This window comes from Photorhabdus temperata (genome assembly GCF_025384845.1).
In the GTDB taxonomy this organism is placed as follows: Bacteria; Pseudomonadota; Gammaproteobacteria; order Enterobacterales; family Enterobacteriaceae; genus Photorhabdus; species Photorhabdus temperata.
Genome location: NZ_JAJAFX010000056.1, coordinates 1 through 19,337 on the forward strand (window position 1 = coordinate 1; position 19,337 = coordinate 19,337).

The window sequence follows — 19,337 nt, forward strand, 5'->3', positions numbered from 1 at the left end:
GTTTATTAGTTTATTATTTAAATATATCTCAAAAATGACTATATTTGTGATATTCATCTTAATAATAAAATAAAAAATTTCTTATTACTGAAACAGTATTAAAATTGACGAAAATATGACGAACATTAGACTAGGTTAGGTGATGAAAAAAATCCCTTTTGATTTAGATGGTTACGAAATCTCTTATGGTTACGCCCGTAGAACAAAAATTCCGATTATAAAAATAACCCATTCCAATAATGGGATTTCTATTAGGCCATTTTATAGTGTCAATAGAGAAAATTTGCTTGAAAGAATCCAATATGAAACTGGTTTAAAAGATCAATATCTTGAGCATATTAATGAGCATTTTCAAGAAATTAATTACCCTTAAAAAACCAGATATAACAGGAGCTTATATCCTTCTATTTTAGTGCCTTGGAAATTACCAAGGTACTGCATATCAGTTTATTCTGTTTAATAGTTTATTTACTGATGAATCCATTTGTAATTAGTTGGTAAAAAAGCTGACCTGATATAAGATAGTAGGTAATAATACCCCCCAATATTTCTATCGCTTATATCCTTATTTAGACTTACTGAAATAGTTGGCATTTTTCTTTTATTTTTTCTGTAATATAGAAAATAAAAGCAGAAAACACCAAGCATGTACCCGCAACTATCGCATACTGATATCGATTTTCTAATGTTGACATCAAGGTAAAATAGACTAGTCCTCCGGTTGAAATCGTACCCACACTAACAGCTAATCCTTGTATTAGATGCATCACGATTTTCATCAATATACTTATTATTTTCATGATCATTTGTCTAATCCTACAGAGAATTCACTAAATAAGTCTCAATTTTCTCCATCCTATTACAATGCCCTGATATATGGCTTAATTTTACTCCCAATCAAAAAAAGCTACTTTCTTGCCTTAACTTCATATATAAGGCCGTATTTTAACCTAATAAAAAATCATATAATTCTTATATAGGATAAACGCCAAAATATACTTTATATATAAATCAGAACCTAATGAAATAATCTACATTTTTCTTTTATTTTTTCTGTGATGTAGTAAAAAAAAACAGAAAACGCCAAGCATGTACCTGCAACTATCGCATACTGATATCGATTCTCCAACGTTGACATCAGTGTAAAATAGACTAAGCCCATGACTGAAAATACACACAGAGTTCCAATTACCGCCTGCACTATATGCACTACAGTATTCATCAATATGCTGACTATCTTCATTTATCTAGTCCTGCGGAAAATTCATCAAAGACTTCATTAAATAAACCTCGATTTTCGTCATATGCTTCCAATGCTCTGACATATGGCTCCATTTTACTCTCAACCAAAAAATAGAGTAAATCCAATAAAAGGAGAAGCTTTATCAATAGGTTTAGTGATAATTACCGGATGATGTGAAACATTTTGTTTGCGAGTCATAAGGTGTTGCAGGCTATAGATGAAGATCTTATCCTCGTGCCCATTTTGCGCTTTGATACCTATTGAGTCTCTTCTGCCACAACCAGCAGAAATTAACCCTTGGTTTTGACCTTTAACTGTTAAATAAATTAAATTTGACATATTCACCTCATTTATATTTTCAATACTTTAACGCATATTGCAGTAGGCAGATCAATATTGTCAAGGATAAATGTTCTAAAAACATACAATCATTTATTCCAAGCCTCAAAAATGTTAATAACTGACATCCCATCGTGGCGCAAAAAGTAGGAAGATATGGATATGATATTGCAATCGCATGGATTCTCTAAGATAGTAAGCAATAATTAGCCATATTTCTGGAAAAAATATTATTCCCCTCTCTAAAAAGCAGAAAAAACAAATAATTAATTAACCTCATTGGACATTGAAAACAATGAAAAACAGCAGCGAACAACCCACTTTCTACATTCATGACTACGAAACTTTCGGTAAACATCCAGCATTAGACAGACCCGCTCAATTTGCCGGTGTCCGCACTGATATGGATTTCAATATTATTGAAGAGCCATTAGTTATTTACTGTTCACCTGCTGATGATTATCTCCCTCAGCCAGAAGCGGTCATGATCACGGGAATTACGCCTCAGATTGCCCTGGAAAAAGGCGTCAACGAAGCGGAATTTGCCCGCCAAATCCATAATGCGTTCAGTGTGCCGAATAGCTGTATTCTCGGTTATAACAATATCCGGTTTGATGATGAAGTGAGCCGGAATATTTTTTACCGCAATTTTTATGATCCCTACGCTTATAGCTGGCAAAAAAGCAATTCCCGTTGGGATTTACTTGATGTATTACGCGCCTGTTATGCCCTGCGGCCTGAAGGTATTATTTGGCCGGAGAATGAGGATGGTCTGCCCAGCTTTAAACTGGAGCATCTGACTAAGGCAAATGGCGTTGAACATTCACATGCTCACGATGCTATGTCCGATGTTTACGCCACGATTGCAATGGCAAAATTGCTTAAAGAAGCTCAACCTAAAATGTTCAATTATTTCTTTCAGTTAAGAAATAAACAGAAAGTCAGCAATCTCATCGATATTCCTCAAATGAAACCCTTGGTTCATGTTTCCGGTATGTTTGGCGCTGCCCGTAGTAATACTAGCCTGGTTGCACCTCTCGCTTGGCACCCAATAAACCAGAATGCCGTTATCATGTGCGATTTGGCGGGAGATATTTCACCTTTGCTGGAATTAGATGCCGATGCTTTGCGTGAACGCCTATATACCCGCCATGATGAATTGCTGCCCGATCAACCACCAGCCCCCATCAAACTGGTTCATATTAATAAGTGTCCGATAGTCGCCCCAGATAATACTTTGCGAACAGAAGATGCTGAACGTCTAGGCTTGGATCGTAATCATTGTGAGAGAAATCTGATGATTCTGCGAAATAATCCACAAATCAGAGAAAAAGTTGTAGAACTCTTTGCTGAAGTCGAACCTTTCCCTGAATCAGATAATGTTGACGCTCAACTGTATAATGGCTTCTTCAGTAATGCAGATAAAACAGCAATGAATATTATCCGTGAAACATTACCTCAGAATTTGCCTGCGTTAGATCTGACTTTTCAGGATCCACGGATTAAAAAGCTGTTATTCCGCTATCGAGCCAGAAACTACCCCGCAACTCTGGCTTACGATGAACAACAAAGTTGGTTGCGTCATCGTCAAGATGTATTAACTCAGGACAGGCTCAGTGAATATATCTTTATCATTGAACAGCTCTTTATTGAATACCAAGGCAATGAAGAAAAATGCCGTCAACTTAAAGCACTAATGGAATATGCAGCGAAACTGGCTGGATAATTAGGCAAATAGCGGACAAGCACAGAATGGCGAGCTATATATACTCGCCTTTCTTTCTAACAAGATAATGTTCATCCATTCTGACAAATTTAAACTTTCTTAGCATCAGCATAGCGTTGTAAATGCTGAGAATATTAACATTAAGATTCCCCGCTCCAATTTTTCAGTTTGGATGTTTTTCCAATTCCTGGGTTGAGCGTGTTAGTAGGATCGGCAATCCGGTAAAAAGCCTTAAGTTGAGGTTTAGCCTGATACAGATGACCCACATTATGTTCTGCGGGATATTCTGCGCCTCGTTTATCAAGCAGCTCCATCATTCTTTCTTTCAGTGCATGGACATCCACGCCTTTCTTCACAATGTAATCCTGATGGAACACATGGCACATAAAATGTCCACAGTAAAGCTTGTGCACTAATACATCATCAAACTCCGGTGGTAATTGTTCAAACCATTCACGATCATTACGGCGTAAAGCAATATCAAGCGAAAGGATATTCTCCACTTCGTTACTATGCACTGCTTGATAACGGATCGCTGAACCACCCGCAGAAAAACGATGCAGGAATGCTTTAGCGCCTTCATCCGGTGTACAAGCAAAGAAATCCCCTTCTACCCGGCTGAAATAACTTTCCAGCCAGCTTCTGGCTTCCTCAACCCCATCACCAGACATTTTTAATATCAAATGATGTTCAAACCGATCACGGTATTCTTTCAAACGTTTAGGTAAGTGAGGAGGAAGTAAGCGACTTAACCCTTGCATAATGCGATCAATAAGATTGGCTGGTAAGAATGGGATCCTGTTGAAAATAGCGTCCATCTTCCCTTTCAAAGTAAAATAAGCTGGCATCTTATCAGTACCAAGCTTATCAATCATGATGAACGTATCTTTACCGTAAACTTCTGCAATATCGAAAACATCCCGGTGCATATATTCACCCGCCACCGGTAAATGACGAAAATTCGCTAATATATGGCGCCGCAATTCCGTCAATACGTCAGTTTGATTCGTACCAATATAAAATACCTGAGACAAAGGCTCTGCCGGGAAAGTATCAAGCCGGACCGCAAACACAGCCAATTTACCTGCACACCCTGAAGCTTCAAACAGACGGCGTTCGTCAGAATTAAAACGCGATGGCGTATCAGCATCTATATCACGTACTCGTTGCGCATACTCATAATCAGACGCTTTACGCTGACCATACTCTACATCTCGCTCACTGTAACGCTGTTCTTCCAGACAAGAGAGAATCTCTTCCGGTGTTTCTCCCAGATAGATACCCAGATGATTAATCAATTCTGGTTTACCACGTTCATTAACCCGTCCGTACAACGCCATTTCAGTATAAGCTGGCCCGCGATGAACCAAAGAGCCGCCGGAGTTATTACAGACACCACCAATCACAGAAGCACCAATACAGGAAGAACCGATAATGGAATGCGGCTCGCGTCCCAGTGGTTTGAGAGCACGTTCAAGTTGCCACAATGTACTGCCAGGCAGTGCGACGACTTGGTTACCCTGTTTCAGGATCTGTATTTTATTCATGCGCAACGTACTAATGATCACTATGTCGCGGTCGTAATCCTTACCATTTGGAGTAGAGCCTTCGGTCAAACCAGTGTTGGCCGCTTGCATCAAGATGATTTTATCTGCTTCAACACAAGCTTTAAACACACGCCACTGTTCCACCAGCGAACCAGGAAATACCACAGCTAAAGCGTCACCTTGGCCGGAGCGAAAGCCTTTACGATAACGTTCGGTTTTATGGGGAGCAGTCAGGATATGAGATTTACCGACAATATTAGTCAGGGCAGTGATGAATTGTTGATTTTGAGAGGTCTTTGCATCATTCATAGTCTCTTCCTCTATAATTTAATCGCCTCTCAGAGCATAGATTGTTTTCCTCCATTCACTGTTGAAATTTTTCTTATCTGCAAACTACCTCGCTGTTTTTTTTCCTAAGATTCTTATTCTGAATTATTACAACAATGGGAAACATAAAAAAACAACGGCGCTAAATTCAGCGCCGTTATTCTTTTCAAACCGGATTAAACCATTTCAGAACACTGCGGCATCGGCTGACGGAAGCGACGAGTCAGGAATACCATATAAATCAAACCAATTGCTCCCCAAGTCAGCCCTAACTCCATAGAACTTTGTTCCAGATTCATCCACAGCACACCAACAGTACAAGCCCCAATCACCGGTAATACCAAGAAGTTGACTGTATCTTTTAGTGTACGGTTACGACGTTCACGAATATAGAACTGAGAGATAACCGACAAGTTTACAAAGGTGAATGCTATCAGCGCACCAAAGTTAATCAGAGCCGTTGCAGTAACCAGATCAAAGGTCATTGCAGACAGCGCGACAAGACCGACCAGCAATACGTTGATTGCCGGAGTTCGCCATTTCGGATGCACATAGCCGAATACTTTCTCAGGAAACACACCATCACGTCCCATAACATAAAGCAAACGGGAAACACCTGCGTGAGCCGCCATACCAGAAGCCAAAACGGTGACACAAGAGAACACCATAATGATGGACTGAAATAAAGTACCCGCTACATACAACATAATTTCTGGCTGAGCTTCATCCGGGTTCTTGAACCGAGAGATATCAGGAAAATAGAGCTGTAAGAAGTAAGAAACCATAATAAAGATGATGCCGCCAATTAATGCCGTCAGGAAGATCGCTTTCGGGATCACCTTGCCTGCATTCGGCGTCTCTTCGGACAACGTGCTAATGCTATCAAACCCAAGGAATGAAAAACACAAAATCGTTGCCCCGGTAATCATCGGGATTAAATGGGCATCTTCAGAAGTAAATGGCCTTGCGCTCCATAAAGTTCCTACACCTTCTCCATTGTATACGCCGTGGATCAACAAGCCCACGAATACAAACATCACTGCAACCTGAACAATGACAATACCTGTGTTGAGATTAGCAACAACGTTAATACCACGCAGGTTAAAAACTGTCATTAGCAATGTCAAACCGACAACGAAGATCCACGGATCTACGCCGGGAAAAATAGCCTGGAGATAAATTTTCGCCAATAAGATATTTATCATCGGCATGAACAAGTAGTCCAGCAACGATGACCAACCCACCATAAAGCCAACATGAGGGCTAATTGATTTTTGTGCGTAAGTGTATGCAGACCCGGCAGAAGGAAAACGTTTTACCAATTTCCCGTAGCTCAGGGCAGTAAACAGAATTGCGATCAAAGCGATAGCATAAGATGTTGCTACATGACCGTCAGTCAAGCCAGAAACAATCCCGAAAGTATCAAAGATGGTCGTAGGTTGCAGATAAGCCAGCCCCATCATCACCACCTGAACTAAGGTCAGTGTTTTTCTAAGTTGAACACGATTGTTCGCACCAGTTTGGTTGGTGCCAATTGGAATTGCAGTATTATGCGACATGAGCAAAACCTCCCATAACTTCGATTCGTGTTACGGTACTACTTAATCGACAGTTACTGGGAAGACTTCGCTTCTGCCTATAGGCAGTGGAGTTAGAGGCTGGATTATACGCAGAGCTCAACGCTCCGTAGTCATCAACACAGCAGCGTGCGCCAATTGGCACAAGTGCGAAAGAGAATAATTGCTCCATATTAGCGTTCCTCATTACGGCAACCGATTCTTGTTATGGTTGCCCGTGGGCCAATTATCTATCCGGCTCAGAGTCCGGCCTCTAGTATAGTAAAAAATAAGTCTAAGCAAAAAAAATAACCGACACATATAAACGCATCAGTTATTTTCCAGTGGGCGAATTCTGCACTTGAAGACTTGAAATAGCAATAGTCACCGCACTAAAAGTCCATATTTTTTACCACACAAATTGATCACGCTATGGAGTTTAACTATGTCTTATACATTCTTTTGACATGTATTAAGTTGTAGCACAACACAAAACGGATTGCCATTCAGTTTTTGCAGGTAGTAAGTAAAAAACAAAATCCCCCTTGCCAGAAACAAGCAAGGGGGTCATAGTACATTCAGCTAGCACTAATTATCAGAAATCGTAGTTGATACCAATGTTATAACGGCGGCCATCCAGTACCGAGCCATGATTCTCTTCAGTAACACGTTTATCAAATACGTTGTATACCCCACCTAACACACGTAGCTCTTTAGTCAGGTTATAGCTGACTCCGATATCCACAAAGGTATAGGATGGGGTCCCCTTGTCCATACGGGTACGTGACAAGTAATCCGAAGTTTTACCGCGGAAGTTAACGCGCGTCCAGGTTTGCATTTCCGGTAATGTCTGCCAGTTCAAAGTCGCATTTGCCATATGTTTAGGCGTTTTGTTCAGTGGCTTACCTTTGAAATCTCCGCTTTTTTGTTCTGAATCAGTATAAGTGTAGTTTGCTGTCAACGACCAGTCTTCAATGATATCCCAGCTCATTGTCGCCTCTACACCATGCATATTTACTTTATCAACGTTCTCACGTTTACTAATAAAGTCATAAGTTACTTCATTAATCGGAGCACATGGTTTAGCGCTGTCTTTATCGCAATCTCTAATTTCAGTGATCTTATCTTTAAAATCTGTATTAAAGACAGTTACACCAACATTAAAGTTATCCTGATTGTTCCAGATAACACTAATTTCTTCACTAACCGTTTTCTCTGGCTTAAGATCTGAGTTGCCTAAAATCATGCCTTTCAAGAAACGGCCACCTGTTGCTTGCCCCCAATTCGGAGCGACATGACGCAGATCTGGTGAGCGATAACCCGTGGAGACACCACCTTTAATCGTCCATTGTTCATCCACATGCCACACACCATACAAACGAGGCGTCCAGTGTGCACCAAAGTTTTCGTCTTTATCCATACGGATGCCGCCAGTCAGAGCAAAATCATTCGTCATTTGCCACTCATCTTCAGCAACCAACGCCCAGCTCGAACGAGTTAATTTATTCACATCGCTTGCTGAAGGCAATTGGTTACCATCATCTCGCAAATCTTCATAACGATACTGACCACCAATACTTACTGTATGATCATCCAGCATGAAGACTGAATGATTATTAAATACCGTCTCATTATATTTCATGTCACGGCCAGGGTTACTTGACTCGTCGCGCTGAATGTAAGTATTTATGGTGCCAAAGTCATAGTTGCCATTATGAGTGATAGAATAATTATTACGTTTATAGCGATTTACATTATCATCACAAGATTTCGGCGTGCATTCACGCGTCTTACCGATAGTTGAATCACGATCCTGCTCATAGCGACCCGCTACAAAATCAAAAGTATTCTGTTCATCAGGTGTCAGAGAAAAAGTTGCTGAGCCGTTGCGCATTTCCTGCTTGTTAAAGCCGCCAATAAATTTATCTTCGTTGCGGTGAGAATACAGGCCATGCACTTTTAATCCCAAGAGCCCGTCAATTATCGGGCCTGCTGCATAAATGCTACTCTGATGGCTGTTACCGGAATTTTTACGTTCAGTCAAAGTGGTATCAGCGCGAAAACTGGTTTTCCACTCTTTCTGCGCCTTACGGGTAATAACGTTAATCACGCCCCCCATCGCATCAGAACCATACAGAGAGGACATAGGACCACGTATCACTTCAATGCGTTCAATAGCAGCCAATGGCGGTAACCACCCCTGCTCAATACCAGAACCGTCACTGTTTGGACGGGTATTACGGGTATCAATGCGCTTACCATCAACCAGAATCATAGTATACTTCGATGACATACCTCGAATACTGATATCACTGCTACTACCACCTCCGGTTATAAGTACTCCCGGCACATCTTTCAGTGCATCAGTCACATCACGATAAGCCTTGGTTTCTAATTGCTCACGGCTCACCACAGAAATAGACGCTGGCGCATCTTCAATTTTCTGTTGGAAGCCTGATGCTGTAGTCACAACAATGGTGTCATTACTGTCACTGGCCGCCAAAACAGGGCCAGATGAGATTGCAGCAATAACCCCTAACGCGATTTTTCTTTTGTTAAAAACACCCATTCCCGATTCTCCAAGAAATATAATTATGTTTTATTAATTTATAAAATGGATAATTAACACTCACTCAAGCAACGAGGAAAAAAATACTCACCTCTGTGTGGTTTTATTATTTTTTTATTATCTCCCCTTACATTTTATCACTATAAAATATAAGGAAATATTTCCTATTAATTCCAATAGCCTATATCATTAAATTATCTTACATTTACCTTTCTTTGCAATAAATAAAGAGTGGACCTGAACATTACCCAGACAAAAATAGCGGTCTTTAAACGCATTATACTATGAGCGAAATAACTCATCCCTCACATATTATATAATTACGCTCCGTTTTCTATGCGCTATCCATGTCCACGCTTTATCAACAATATGTTTTTAAACAATATGTTATAATAAGTTCTAACTGGCCAACTTTGAAACCAACCCATCAATCAATACTTGAGGAATACCCTGAGAACAGTATTCAATTCTGCCTCTGACACCATAAACTTGCGCCAAGCTATCCGGCGTAATAACTTGTTCAGGAACGCCTTCAGCAATTAAACGCCCTTTTTGTAACATTAATACATGATTACCATGACGCAACGCGATATTAATATCATGCACCACTACCATCGTAATAATATTACGACGATATGTTTCTTGTGCAACTAACTCCATTACGTGATATTGATAATTTAAATCCAGCGCGCTTAGCGGTTCATCTAATAATAACAATGTTGGTTTACGAATTAATGATTGTGCCAATCCAACTAACTGTTTTTGACCACCGGATAATTGATCTAAATAACATAACGCCAGATGTTCAATCCCCAGCTGACGTAATAAAGACATAACTTCTTCTTTGCTGGTTTCAGAATGACGCCCACCGGAGGCCCGCTGCGCAACAATAATGGATTCCAGTACATGTAAATGAACACCAGCAGGCAAACTTTGTGGCAAATAAACCACATTTTCTGCACGCTGGGCAAAATTCATTTTCATTAAATCCTGACCATCGAGCCAAAGCTGCCCACTTGCGCGATTTAATCCAGCCAGAGAACGCAAAAGTGTTGATTTTCCGCTGCCATTTGGCCCCAGTAATACCGTAATTTTTCCACGGGATAACGTTGAAACATTCAGATTTTCAATGACTGGATTTTTCGGATAGCCTGCGCAAAAATTATTAATCGTTAATCCCTGATTCATACATTCCCCCTATGGCGTAAAATTATGCTAAGGAAGAATGGAACCCCAACCAATGCAGTCACTATCCCAACCGGAATAATGACACCTGGGATCAGGTTCTTCGAAGCGATGGATGCCATAGACAACACCAATGCTCCAATCAGCGCACTGGCAGGCAAATAGAAACGGTGATCCTCACCAAACACCAAGCGAGCAATATGCGGCGCGACCAAACCGATAAAGGCAATTGGTCCAACAAATGCAACCGCTAAAGCGGAAAGAACACTGATGCGTAATAATGTACCTAAGCGTAGGCGGCGGACATCAATACCAAAACTGATTGCACGATCTTCACCCAGACGCAACGCTGTCAGTTTCCAGGAATTCATCATTGAAATCGGAAAAATAACTGCAAATACCAGCAACATAACACCCAGTTTTATCCAGGTTGCTCTGGCAAGGCTACCCATTGTCCAAAGTACCAACCCCTGAAGAGTATCTTCCGTTGCAATAAACTGCATCATGGAAACTAGTGCGTTAAAAGTAAAGACCAACGCAATACCAAATAATACCACCCCAGCGGTAGCAACCCTTGTCCAACGGGTAATGGCATCCAATAACAACGCTGCCAACAAAGCAAAAATGAAGGCATTTGCAGAGATAAGCCATTGATCGGGGACACCCGGAATACCAACACCTGACACGATGGCCAACGCAGCACCAAACGCAGCCGCCTGAGAAACCCCTAAAGTGAAGGGGCTTGCCAATGGGTTATTCAGAATTGTCTGCATTTCAGCGCCAGCCAGCCCAAGAGACAAGCCGATCACCACCGCCATCAAGGCGTAGGGTAAACGGATATCCCAGACAATGACCCGTGTACCCGCATCCATACTTTCTGGCGACACTAAAGTCTGCCAGAGAGACTGCAAAGATAAACCTGATGGCCCTATAGTAAAATCTAATACCAAGGAAGCACCGATCACCAGGAAGATAAACATCATCATCACGATACGGCGGCGTAAAATACGTTGGTAATGGGCTTTTACACCGCTGTCATCTAATTGTTGTTTCACCGTTGGCATAAGCTCGGTAGTGGCACTCATTGTTTCTGTTACCTATCTTACTGATTACTTCTCACTGATCCAGTAAACACCTGATGGCTCAATTGCCAGGAATTTACTGTGTAATTCATTCAGTGTTTTCTGTGGATCTAAATCTGCAAACTGTTCAGGATAGAACCACTTAGCAAATACCTGAGCAACTATCACGTTATACGGAGAGTTGTAATAGTTATGCCAAATAGCATAATCTCTGCTCTCTTTAACCGCAGTCAACGAGCTGATACCTTTGCGTTCAGTCATTATTTTCAGACTGGCTTTTGCCAACTCAGGTGTTGATTGCGCCCCCAGTTTTACACCAGGTTCATTGCTGTCTGGCGCTTTTCCACCACTGGCAATGTAAATATAAGGATCAGCGGCAATAACTTTTTCGAGGTTCATGTTGCCAAGCGCGCCTGGCAGAACACCTTTAGCAATGTTTTTACCGCCAGCCAGATCGATAAAGTTACCCAAATTGCCATCACCGGCCGTCCCACAGCAGTCCTCAAAAGCACCGGCTTTCAAATCAATAAATACAGTTGGCTTTTTCTCTTCCGGGATTTTACTGGTGATTTGAGTTACCAATTTGACATTTTTTTCGTAAAAATCAGCGTACTCTGCCGCTTGTTTTTCACGGTGCAATACTTTACCCAACATACGAATGCTCGGCAGCGTGTTTTTTAACGGTTCAGTGCGGAAGTCAACAAAGACAACCGGAACACCTGCCTTTTCAAGCTGAGCAACCAATTCACTGTCCTTACCAGGACCATGACCGGATAAGCCAAAAATAGCAATGTCCGGATTGAGAGTTAACACTTTTTCAGCGCTAACGCTGTCAGCACTGGTGTTACCAATCAAAGGGATCTTATCAATCTCAGGAAATTTAGCTTTATAGACAGCATAGGACTGTGGGTCCAATTTGCGGAAATCACCTTGCCAACCTGCGATACGAGCCAGGGGTTTATCTCCTTCAAGTAAAGCGACAGCATGAAATAAACGGCCTTCGCCCAACAAAATACGGTTTATATTCTCAGGAACTTCAACAGTGCGGCCAGCTACGTCAGTGACCGTTTCAGCCCATGACGCGAAGCTTGCCATTACTGCTGAACCTGCCAGTAAGCTGATACTGATGCTCTTTGCAATAGATCGAGATACAAATTTCACTTTGTTAGCCCCTTTCATATTAATAATTATGGCGCTAACAATAAAGCAAACGAGAATACTTATCAATCCTATTTATACAGATTTTAGTAAATTGAATAACTAATTTCACGGCTAACCCTATGAAAAATAAAAACCACCCATTCGGTTACAAAATGGGCAGTTTCTTCTGATTTCTATTAATAACTGTTCATTTACACCAACAAATAAACGTTAAGATAATAATAAATCAATCGTGAATCGAATTCACTTATTTGGGATATCAGGAAATTTCATCTCGTTATATTTAATAAAGTGGGTTTTCTTCACCAATTTATAACCAAACCAAATCAACAGGAATAGTGGAATACCAATATAAGTTGCGGTTACACCATACCAGTCAATTTTGTCTTGCAGAAATGCCTGATAGTTCTGCCCTAATGTGATGGTCAGACACAGAATAAACGCAAAGATTGGACCAACCGGGAAAAACCCTGAACGATAGGGCAGTCTACTTAAATCCAGCCCCTGAGCGATGTAACCACGGCGGAAACGATAATGGCTGATAGCAATCCCCAGCCAGGCAATAAAACCTGTCATGCCCGAGGTGTTCAACAGCCACAAATAGACAGTTTGATTACCGTACATTGAGCTAAGGAAACACAAAGCAGCAACAACCGTTGTTGCATACAAGGCATTACGCGGTACACCCCCTTTGGATAATTTTCCAAAAATCTTCGGTGCTTTGCCCTCTTTTGCCAGTGTGAACAACATACGGGTAGAAGCATACATACCTGAGTTACCGGCAGATAACACTGCTGTCAAAATAACGGCGTTCATCACAGCCGCAGCTGATAACAAACCGGCATTTTCAAATACCAACGTAAACGGACTGACGCTGATATCACCTACCTCATTACGCAGTAAATTGGGGTCAGTATAAGGAATGATCAGACTGATAATCAGGATCGCAAAAATATAGAACAGCAGGATACGCCAGAATACTTTACGTACCGCGCGGGGAACATTTTTCTCTGGATCTTTGGATTCACCCGCAGCAATGCCAATCAGTTCAGTACCCTGAAAAGAGAACCCAACGATCATTGCCACGCCAATCATAGCGGAGAAGCCACCGGCAAAAGGCGCATCACCCACAGTCCAGTTATGCCATCCGGCGCCTTCCGCACCTTTCATGATACCGCTTATCATCAGTAATCCGACCGCAATAAAAACAATAACTGTGCTGACTTTAATCAAAGAGAACCAATATTCAGCCTCACCAAAACCTTTCACTGAAATAAAATTCAACAGGAAAATCAGTGCAAGGAATAGCGCGCTCCAGATCCACCCCGGCATATCTGGTAACCAGTAATTCATCACTAACTGAGCAGCAACCAAATCCACAGCGATAGTCACCGCCCAGTTGTACCAGTAGTTCCAGCCAAGGGCGAAACCAAATCCTTCTTCAACATACTTGGAGCCATAAGTTGAGAAAGAACCAGAGACAGGCATATAAGCAGCCAATTCCCCCAGACTGGTCATCAGGAAATAAACCATCAGACCAATTAATGCATAGGAAAGTAATGCTCCGCCAGGCCCCGCTTGTGAAATCGTCGCACCTGAAGCCACGAATAGCCCAGTACCTATTGATCCGCCAATGGCTATCATCGCCATATGCCGTGCTTTCAATTCACGGCGCAAATGTTGCGCTGCTGGTTTCTGCAAAACACTTTGTTGTTGTTGAGACATTCTGTTCCTGTTAGCTGCAAATTAAGTCTGATGGCGGATTGTAGCAAATCCTCACGGTCAAAATAGCGAGGAAGCGCTGTTATAAGATACCTTCATAATTCAGAGAAAATTATAAGTAATACAGCTAATTCTAAATTTTAAACAGAACGTAAAACTCACCGGCAATAACTAAGCAGTTTTTGCAGTGCATTGGACATGTGCTTTTGCCGATGATGAATCAGGTATAACATCCTGAAAAGTTTCAATTCCGGCACTTTTAATTCCAGCAAAGTACGATTTTCCAATTGCTCTGCAACGACCCGTCTGGATAAACAACTAATCCCCATGCCAAATTTGACCGCATGTTTTATCGCTTCGGAATTTCCCAACTCCATCAAAATCTTGAACCCAGGTAAGCGGGCAAACAACAGATGATCCAACACCTCTCTTGTCCCCGACCCCCTTTCCCTTAATATCCATGATGCTCTGGCTAAATCATCCAGTTTCAGATTCTGTTGAACTAGCGGGTTCTTAGGAGAAGAAAAAATAACCAGCTCATCCTCCATCCAGAGCTGAGTTATCAATTCAGGACTATGGCAGGAACCTTCTATCAAACCAAGGTCAACACGGAATTCGAGTATAGAATTGATAACATCCTGTGTATTACTGATATTTAACTCCAGAGGTGTATCCGGAAAATCCTGACGATAATTTGCCAACATTTCCGGCAACATATAATTACCAATGGTACTGCTGGCAGCGATACGTAATGCCCCCAATTCCTGTTTGAATAACAGCTGAATTTCCCCCGCCTGCTCCAGCAATGCCAAAGCCTTGGGGTAGAGTAAACGACCATGCTCATTAGTCACCAACCGTTTTCCTACTCGGTCAAAAAGTTGTACGCCAAGCTGGCTTTCCAAATCCGTTAATGAAGCACTCACTGCGGATTGAGATAGCGCTAACTGCTGGGAGGCTTGTGTCGTTGAGCCGCTTTTCAATACTTCCGTGAAAACTTCCAATTGCCTCAGTGTGATATGCATATTGCCCCGCAAAATATGGTGTCAGCGAAATAGGTTGTTTTAATTTTATACAGTAATAAACAACTTAACAAAAACCCTCTTTTTATTACCACTTTTTTCGATTATACATAAAAATATTATCAATTTTAATGATAAATTGATTTGCTATATGCTTATGTTTAAAACACATAAGAAAAGTGAGAAATATCTATGTCTGACATTCATGACGAAAAACTCAGTCAACAACCGTCAATTCCCGGCATGAAATTAATACCTGGACTCATACTGGCAGCAATACTGACTGCAATTTCAATATACGCCGGAAATATCCCGTGGTTTGTTAATATGGGGCTGGGTGCACTGACACTGGCGATCCTGGCAGGAATCATTGCCGGTAATACCATTTATCCTTTACTCAAATCCCATTGCGATAAGGGTATTCATTTCTCAAAACACTATCTTTTGCGGGCAGGGATTATTCTTTATGGCTTCCGTCTGACATTTCAGCAAATTGCCGATGTAGGCACTACCGGTCTTTTGATTGACGCGATTATGTTGTCTTCAACTTTCTTTATTGCAATCTGGCTGGGTAAATCACTCTTTGGATTAGATCAGCAAACCTCAATGCTGATTGGCGCTGGCAGCAGTATCTGCGGTGCAGCGGCCATTATGGCAACAGAGCCGGTTGTGAATGCTCCCGCCAGCAAAGTTGCTGTGGCAGTGTCAACCGTTGTCATCTTCGGTACTATCGCTATTTTCATTTATCCATGGTTCTATCAGCTCAATGAGCATTATCAATGGATCCCATTGACTCAAGAAGCTTTCGGTATCTTTACAGGTTCCACCATTCACGAAGTTGCCCAGGTTGTTGCTGTTGGTCATGCTATTGATGATCAAGCAGAGAACGCGGCGGTTATCAGCAAGATGATTAGAGTTATGATGCTGGCGCCATTCTTGCTGTTATTATCCAGTTACATCAGCCGGGCCGGTGCAAAAAACGGAGAAAAAAACCAGGCGAGAACGCCGATTACCATTCCTTGGTTTGCAGTGATTTTTATTGCAATAGCAGGTTTTAACTCGTTCGATCTGTTACCTGTAAGAGCAGTGAATTATCTGATTCAGATTGACACTATTATGCTTGCCATGGCAATGGTTGCGCTAGGTTTAACCACTCATGTGAGTGCCATCCGTCAGGCTGGATTTAAACCCATTTTACTGGCTCTGATTTTGTTTATATGGCTGATGGTTGGTGGCTTCTTGATAAATCTGAGCATTCAACATTGGTTTGGTTGATCGGAACATATGCATTGAAGGACTTCAACAACCCATAACCTTTCCGTTCTTAAGGTTCAATAAGCGATTGAACCATGTCAAAATGGTGTAAATAGGAAGGAGAAGAATGATGAAATTTATTGGAGCACATGTCAGCGCTGCCGGCGGCGTCGATCAGGCAGTTATCCGGGCACACGAATTAAAAGCCACTGCTTTTGCCCTGTTCACCAAAAACCAGCGCCAGTGGAACGCTCCACCTTTAGCCACTGATATTATCGATAAATTTAAAGAAAATTGTGAGCGCTATGGATACGGTAGCCGGCAAATTCTCCCTCATGATAGTTATCTGATTAATCTTGGTCACCCAGATACTGAAGCACTGGAAAAATCCAGGTTGGCTTTTGTTGATGAAATGCAACGTTGTGAACAACTGGGTATCGATTTATTAAATTTCCATCCTGGCAGTCATCTCAATAAGATAGATGTGGATAAATGCCTGACACGAATTGCAGAATCTATCAACATCGCTCTCAATAAAACGCAGGGAGTCACCGCTGTTATCGAAAATACGGCAGGTCAGGGCACAAATCTGGGGTTCAAATTTGAGCATCTGGCAGCAATTATTGATGGAGTTGAAGATAAAAGCAGAGTTGGCGTCTGTATTGATACCTGTCACGCCTTTGCCGCAGGTTATGATTTGCGTACCGATGACGTTTGCCAGCAAACTTTTCAAGAGTTTAAAAAAATTGTTGGCTTTCAGTATCTGTGCGGAATGCATTTAAATGATGCCAAAAGTGAATTTGCCAGCCGTGTTGACCGGCATCATAGCCTTGGGGAAGGAAATATTGGCAAAACACCTTTCAGTTATATTATGCAAGATGCCCGTTTTAATGGAATTCCCCTAATCCTTGAAACAATTAATCCAGATATTTGGCACCAAGAAATTGCCTGGCTGAAATCACAACAAAATTAATGGTCCTTTTCATTTAACGGGTATCAGTTCAATTTTAGCCATCATTGCGGCTAATTCAGGGCGATTGCTGATACCCACATTAGGCTGGCTAACGGCAAGCGCCGATACAGCCGTTGCCAATCGCAACGTGTGTTCACTGGATTCCCGCATCAACAAACCATAAACCAAACCGCCGACCATTGAATCACCGGCACCTACAGTGCTGATAACTTTACAATACGGTGGTTTTGCCAACCATGCTCCAGATGCATTAACCCATAATGCGCCCTGCTCACCCAAAGATATAACGACATGAGCAATTCCCTGGTCCCTGAGTTGATGTGCTGCCATGATCACATCGGATAGCTCAGGTAACAGGCGCCCGGCCCAGACCTCAAGCTCATAACGATTCGGTTTAACTAACCAGGGGGATGCTTTCAAACCCGCAACCAACGCTTCACGGCTGCTGTCGAAAATAATACAAGGACAAAGCTGGCGCAAGTGGGCCATCCAATCGGTAAACGATTCAGCAGAAACACCTGCGGGTAAGCTACCACTGACAACAACCATATCAAACTGTCCAAGCCATGAAAGCGAATCACTAACAAATTCCGACCATTCCGCTTCACTAACATAAAAACCAGAGAAGTTGAAATCCGTCACTTCACCGCTTTCTTCTGTTAATTTGACATTAATCCGTGTTCTGCCCGGCACTAAATGGAAACGATTTTCCATACCATTTTCACTGAAGAATTGCTGAAATCCTTCCTGATTTTCTCTACCCAGAAAACCACTGACAGTGACATCAATGCCTAAATCACGCAAAACTTTAGCAACATTATTGCCTTTCCCGGCAGCATGCAGTCCAGCTGCTTGCACACGATTAATCGCCCCTTTGACGATTTCCGGGCATAATCCAACCAAATCATAAGCTGGATTTAAAGTGATAGTGGCAACTCTACGGCTCATTGTGCCCGATGTCTCCTAAGTAGATAATCATCATCATTACTATGAATTTTCAGTTCCATTTATACCATTAAAATTGAATCGTTTCAGTTAAATTCCATACTTTATTGATCGTTGTCTTAAACTGATTTGCGGGTAAGAATAGTATTGAATTTTTCTCAAAAAGAGATATTAATTTGCTGAAATTTATCTGAAGGAATATATCAAATGTCCGTAATTGTTGGTGTTGGCGTTGTTATTGTGAATGAATATGGTCAGATATTACTTGGAAAACGCAGCAGTGAACATGCTCCATACTGGTCAATATTTGGTGGTCATGTTGATGCCGGAGAAACATTTGAACAATGTGCAATCCGTGAAGTTGAAGAAGAAACAGGTCTGACGATACAATCACCAAAAGTCTATGGTATTTGTAATAATCTCCAAACTTATCAACAAGAAGGAAAACATACTATTTCGGTGTGTTTGCTGGCGAAACATCCAGGTGGTGAGCCAAAATTAATGGAGTTGGAAAAATGCGAACAACTTATGTGGTGCAATCCTGATAATCTCCCTGAACCACATTTTGAAGCCAGCCGGAATGCTATAAAAATGTGGCGTGAGAATCGCTTTTATCTTACCGAATGAACTAACTTATATTAGCTCAATTTCAAATAATCCTTTATAACGTCTATTTACACCCTATAGAC

Annotated in this window: 15 protein-coding genes; 5 read left to right on the forward strand and 10 right to left on the reverse strand. The window is 41.6% G+C overall.

Features of this window, described 5'->3' with window-relative positions; translation table 11 throughout:
• Positions 1–142: 142 nt before the first annotated feature.
• Positions 143–373 (forward strand): hypothetical protein, encoded by a 231-nt coding sequence (locus LGZ99_RS18595; RefSeq protein WP_021324565.1) that lies wholly within the window; start codon positions 143–145, stop codon positions 371–373.
• Between the two features lie 969 nt (positions 374–1,342).
• Here LGZ99_RS18595 and tssD read toward each other — a convergent pair.
• A complete protein-coding gene (gene tssD / locus LGZ99_RS18600; protein WP_021324562.1) occupies positions 1,343–1,582 on the reverse strand; it encodes a type VI secretion system tube protein TssD in 240 nt (79 codons plus the stop codon).
• A gap of 295 nt (positions 1,583–1,877) precedes the next feature.
• On the opposite strand from tssD, the gene sbcB reads away from it, so the two are divergent.
• Entirely contained in the window at positions 1,878–3,308 is a 1,431-nt protein-coding gene (sbcB, locus tag LGZ99_RS18605) for an exodeoxyribonuclease I (protein WP_036838693.1), read from the forward strand.
• Between the two features lie 140 nt (positions 3,309–3,448).
• Here the strand turns inward: sbcB and dld are convergent, their stop codons facing one another.
• From dld to yieE, 8 genes are all read right to left on the reverse strand, one after another.
• Positions 3,449–5,164, reverse strand: coding sequence for a D-lactate dehydrogenase (gene dld / locus LGZ99_RS18610; protein WP_036838691.1), 1,716 nt, complete (start codon positions 5,162–5,164; stop codon positions 3,449–3,451).
• Between the two features lie 194 nt (positions 5,165–5,358).
• A complete protein-coding gene (locus tag LGZ99_RS18615) occupies positions 5,359–6,741 on the reverse strand; it encodes an APC family permease (RefSeq protein ID WP_021324559.1) in 1,383 nt (460 codons plus the stop codon).
• Between the two features lie 592 nt (positions 6,742–7,333).
• Positions 7,334–9,307: a ligand-gated channel protein gene (locus LGZ99_RS18625; protein WP_021324558.1), complete on the reverse strand. Its 1,974-nt coding sequence runs from the start codon at positions 9,305–9,307 to the stop codon at positions 7,334–7,336.
• Positions 9,308–9,706: 399 nt separating this feature from the next.
• Entirely contained in the window at positions 9,707–10,495 is a 789-nt protein-coding gene (locus LGZ99_RS18630) for an ABC transporter ATP-binding protein (protein ID WP_023045328.1), read from the reverse strand.
• Positions 10,492–11,577: a FecCD family ABC transporter permease gene (locus LGZ99_RS18635; RefSeq protein ID WP_023045329.1), complete on the reverse strand. Its 1,086-nt coding sequence runs from the start codon at positions 11,575–11,577 to the stop codon at positions 10,492–10,494. Before LGZ99_RS18635 ends, LGZ99_RS18630 begins: the two co-directional genes overlap by 4 nt.
• Before the next feature lie 24 nt (positions 11,578–11,601).
• Entirely contained in the window at positions 11,602–12,753 is a 1,152-nt protein-coding gene (locus tag LGZ99_RS18640; RefSeq protein WP_390894040.1) for an ABC transporter substrate-binding protein, read from the reverse strand.
• A gap of 225 nt (positions 12,754–12,978) precedes the next feature.
• Entirely contained in the window at positions 12,979–14,460 is a 1,482-nt protein-coding gene (locus LGZ99_RS18645; RefSeq protein ID WP_021324555.1) for an amino acid permease, read from the reverse strand.
• A 155-nt stretch (positions 14,461–14,615) separates the two neighbouring features.
• Positions 14,616–15,479, reverse strand: a complete 864-nt coding sequence (gene yieE / locus LGZ99_RS18650) for a DNA-binding transcriptional regulator YeiE (protein WP_036838686.1) — start codon at positions 15,477–15,479, stop codon at positions 14,616–14,618.
• 189 nt (positions 15,480–15,668) lie between these two features.
• On the opposite strand from yieE, the gene LGZ99_RS18655 reads away from it, so the two are divergent.
• Complete coding sequence (locus LGZ99_RS18655) at positions 15,669–16,751, forward strand: YeiH family protein (RefSeq protein ID WP_021324553.1); 1,083 nt, start codon at positions 15,669–15,671, stop codon at positions 16,749–16,751.
• 109 nt (positions 16,752–16,860) lie between these two features.
• Entirely contained in the window at positions 16,861–17,703 is an 843-nt protein-coding gene (gene nfo / locus LGZ99_RS18660; RefSeq protein ID WP_021324552.1) for a deoxyribonuclease IV, read from the forward strand.
• Positions 17,704–17,712: 9 nt separating this feature from the next.
• Here the strand turns inward: nfo and fruK are convergent, their stop codons facing one another.
• On the reverse strand, positions 17,713–18,651 hold the full coding sequence (gene fruK / locus LGZ99_RS18665) for a 1-phosphofructokinase (protein WP_023045333.1): 939 nt from the start codon (positions 18,649–18,651) through the stop codon (positions 17,713–17,715).
• Between the two features lie 204 nt (positions 18,652–18,855).
• Here fruK and LGZ99_RS18670 point away from each other — a divergent pair, with 204 nt between their 5' ends.
• Complete coding sequence (locus tag LGZ99_RS18670; RefSeq protein ID WP_021324551.1) at positions 18,856–19,275, forward strand: nucleotide triphosphate diphosphatase NUDT15; 420 nt, start codon at positions 18,856–18,858, stop codon at positions 19,273–19,275.
• The last annotated feature ends 62 nt before the right edge of the window (positions 19,276–19,337 follow it).

Bases quoted from the DNA above. Each gene is read 5' to 3' on its own strand.
- LGZ99_RS18615 (WP_021324559.1), bottom strand. From the start codon at position 6,741: ATGTCGCATAATACTGCAATTCCAATTGGCACCAACCAAACTGGTGCG.
- LGZ99_RS18670 (WP_021324551.1), top strand. From the start codon at position 18,856: ATGTCCGTAATTGTTGGTGTTGGCGTTGTTATTGTGAATGAATATGGT.
- fruK (WP_023045333.1), bottom strand. From the start codon at position 18,651: ATGAGCCGTAGAGTTGCCACTATCACTTTAAATCCAGCTTATGATTTG.
- LGZ99_RS18595 (WP_021324565.1), top strand. From the start codon at position 143: ATGAAAAAAATCCCTTTTGATTTAGATGGTTACGAAATCTCTTATGGT.
- LGZ99_RS18645 (WP_021324555.1), bottom strand. From the start codon at position 14,460: ATGTCTCAACAACAACAAAGTGTTTTGCAGAAACCAGCAGCGCAACAT.
- dld (WP_036838691.1), bottom strand. From the start codon at position 5,164: ATGAATGATGCAAAGACCTCTCAAAATCAACAATTCATCACTGCCCTG.
- LGZ99_RS18625 (WP_021324558.1), bottom strand. From the start codon at position 9,307: ATGGGTGTTTTTAACAAAAGAAAAATCGCGTTAGGGGTTATTGCTGCA.
- LGZ99_RS18640 (WP_390894040.1), bottom strand. From the start codon at position 12,753: ATGAAAGGGGCTAACAAAGTGAAATTTGTATCTCGATCTATTGCAAAG.
- yieE (WP_036838686.1), bottom strand. From the start codon at position 15,479: ATGCATATCACACTGAGGCAATTGGAAGTTTTCACGGAAGTATTGAAA.
- LGZ99_RS18635 (WP_023045329.1), bottom strand. From the start codon at position 11,577: ATGAGTGCCACTACCGAGCTTATGCCAACGGTGAAACAACAATTAGAT.
- LGZ99_RS18630 (WP_023045328.1), bottom strand. From the start codon at position 10,495: ATGAATCAGGGATTAACGATTAATAATTTTTGCGCAGGCTATCCGAAA.
- tssD (WP_021324562.1), bottom strand. From the start codon at position 1,582: ATGTCAAATTTAATTTATTTAACAGTTAAAGGTCAAAACCAAGGGTTA.
- LGZ99_RS18655 (WP_021324553.1), top strand. From the start codon at position 15,669: ATGTCTGACATTCATGACGAAAAACTCAGTCAACAACCGTCAATTCCC.
- sbcB (WP_036838693.1), top strand. From the start codon at position 1,878: ATGAAAAACAGCAGCGAACAACCCACTTTCTACATTCATGACTACGAA.
- nfo (WP_021324552.1), top strand. From the start codon at position 16,861: ATGAAATTTATTGGAGCACATGTCAGCGCTGCCGGCGGCGTCGATCAG.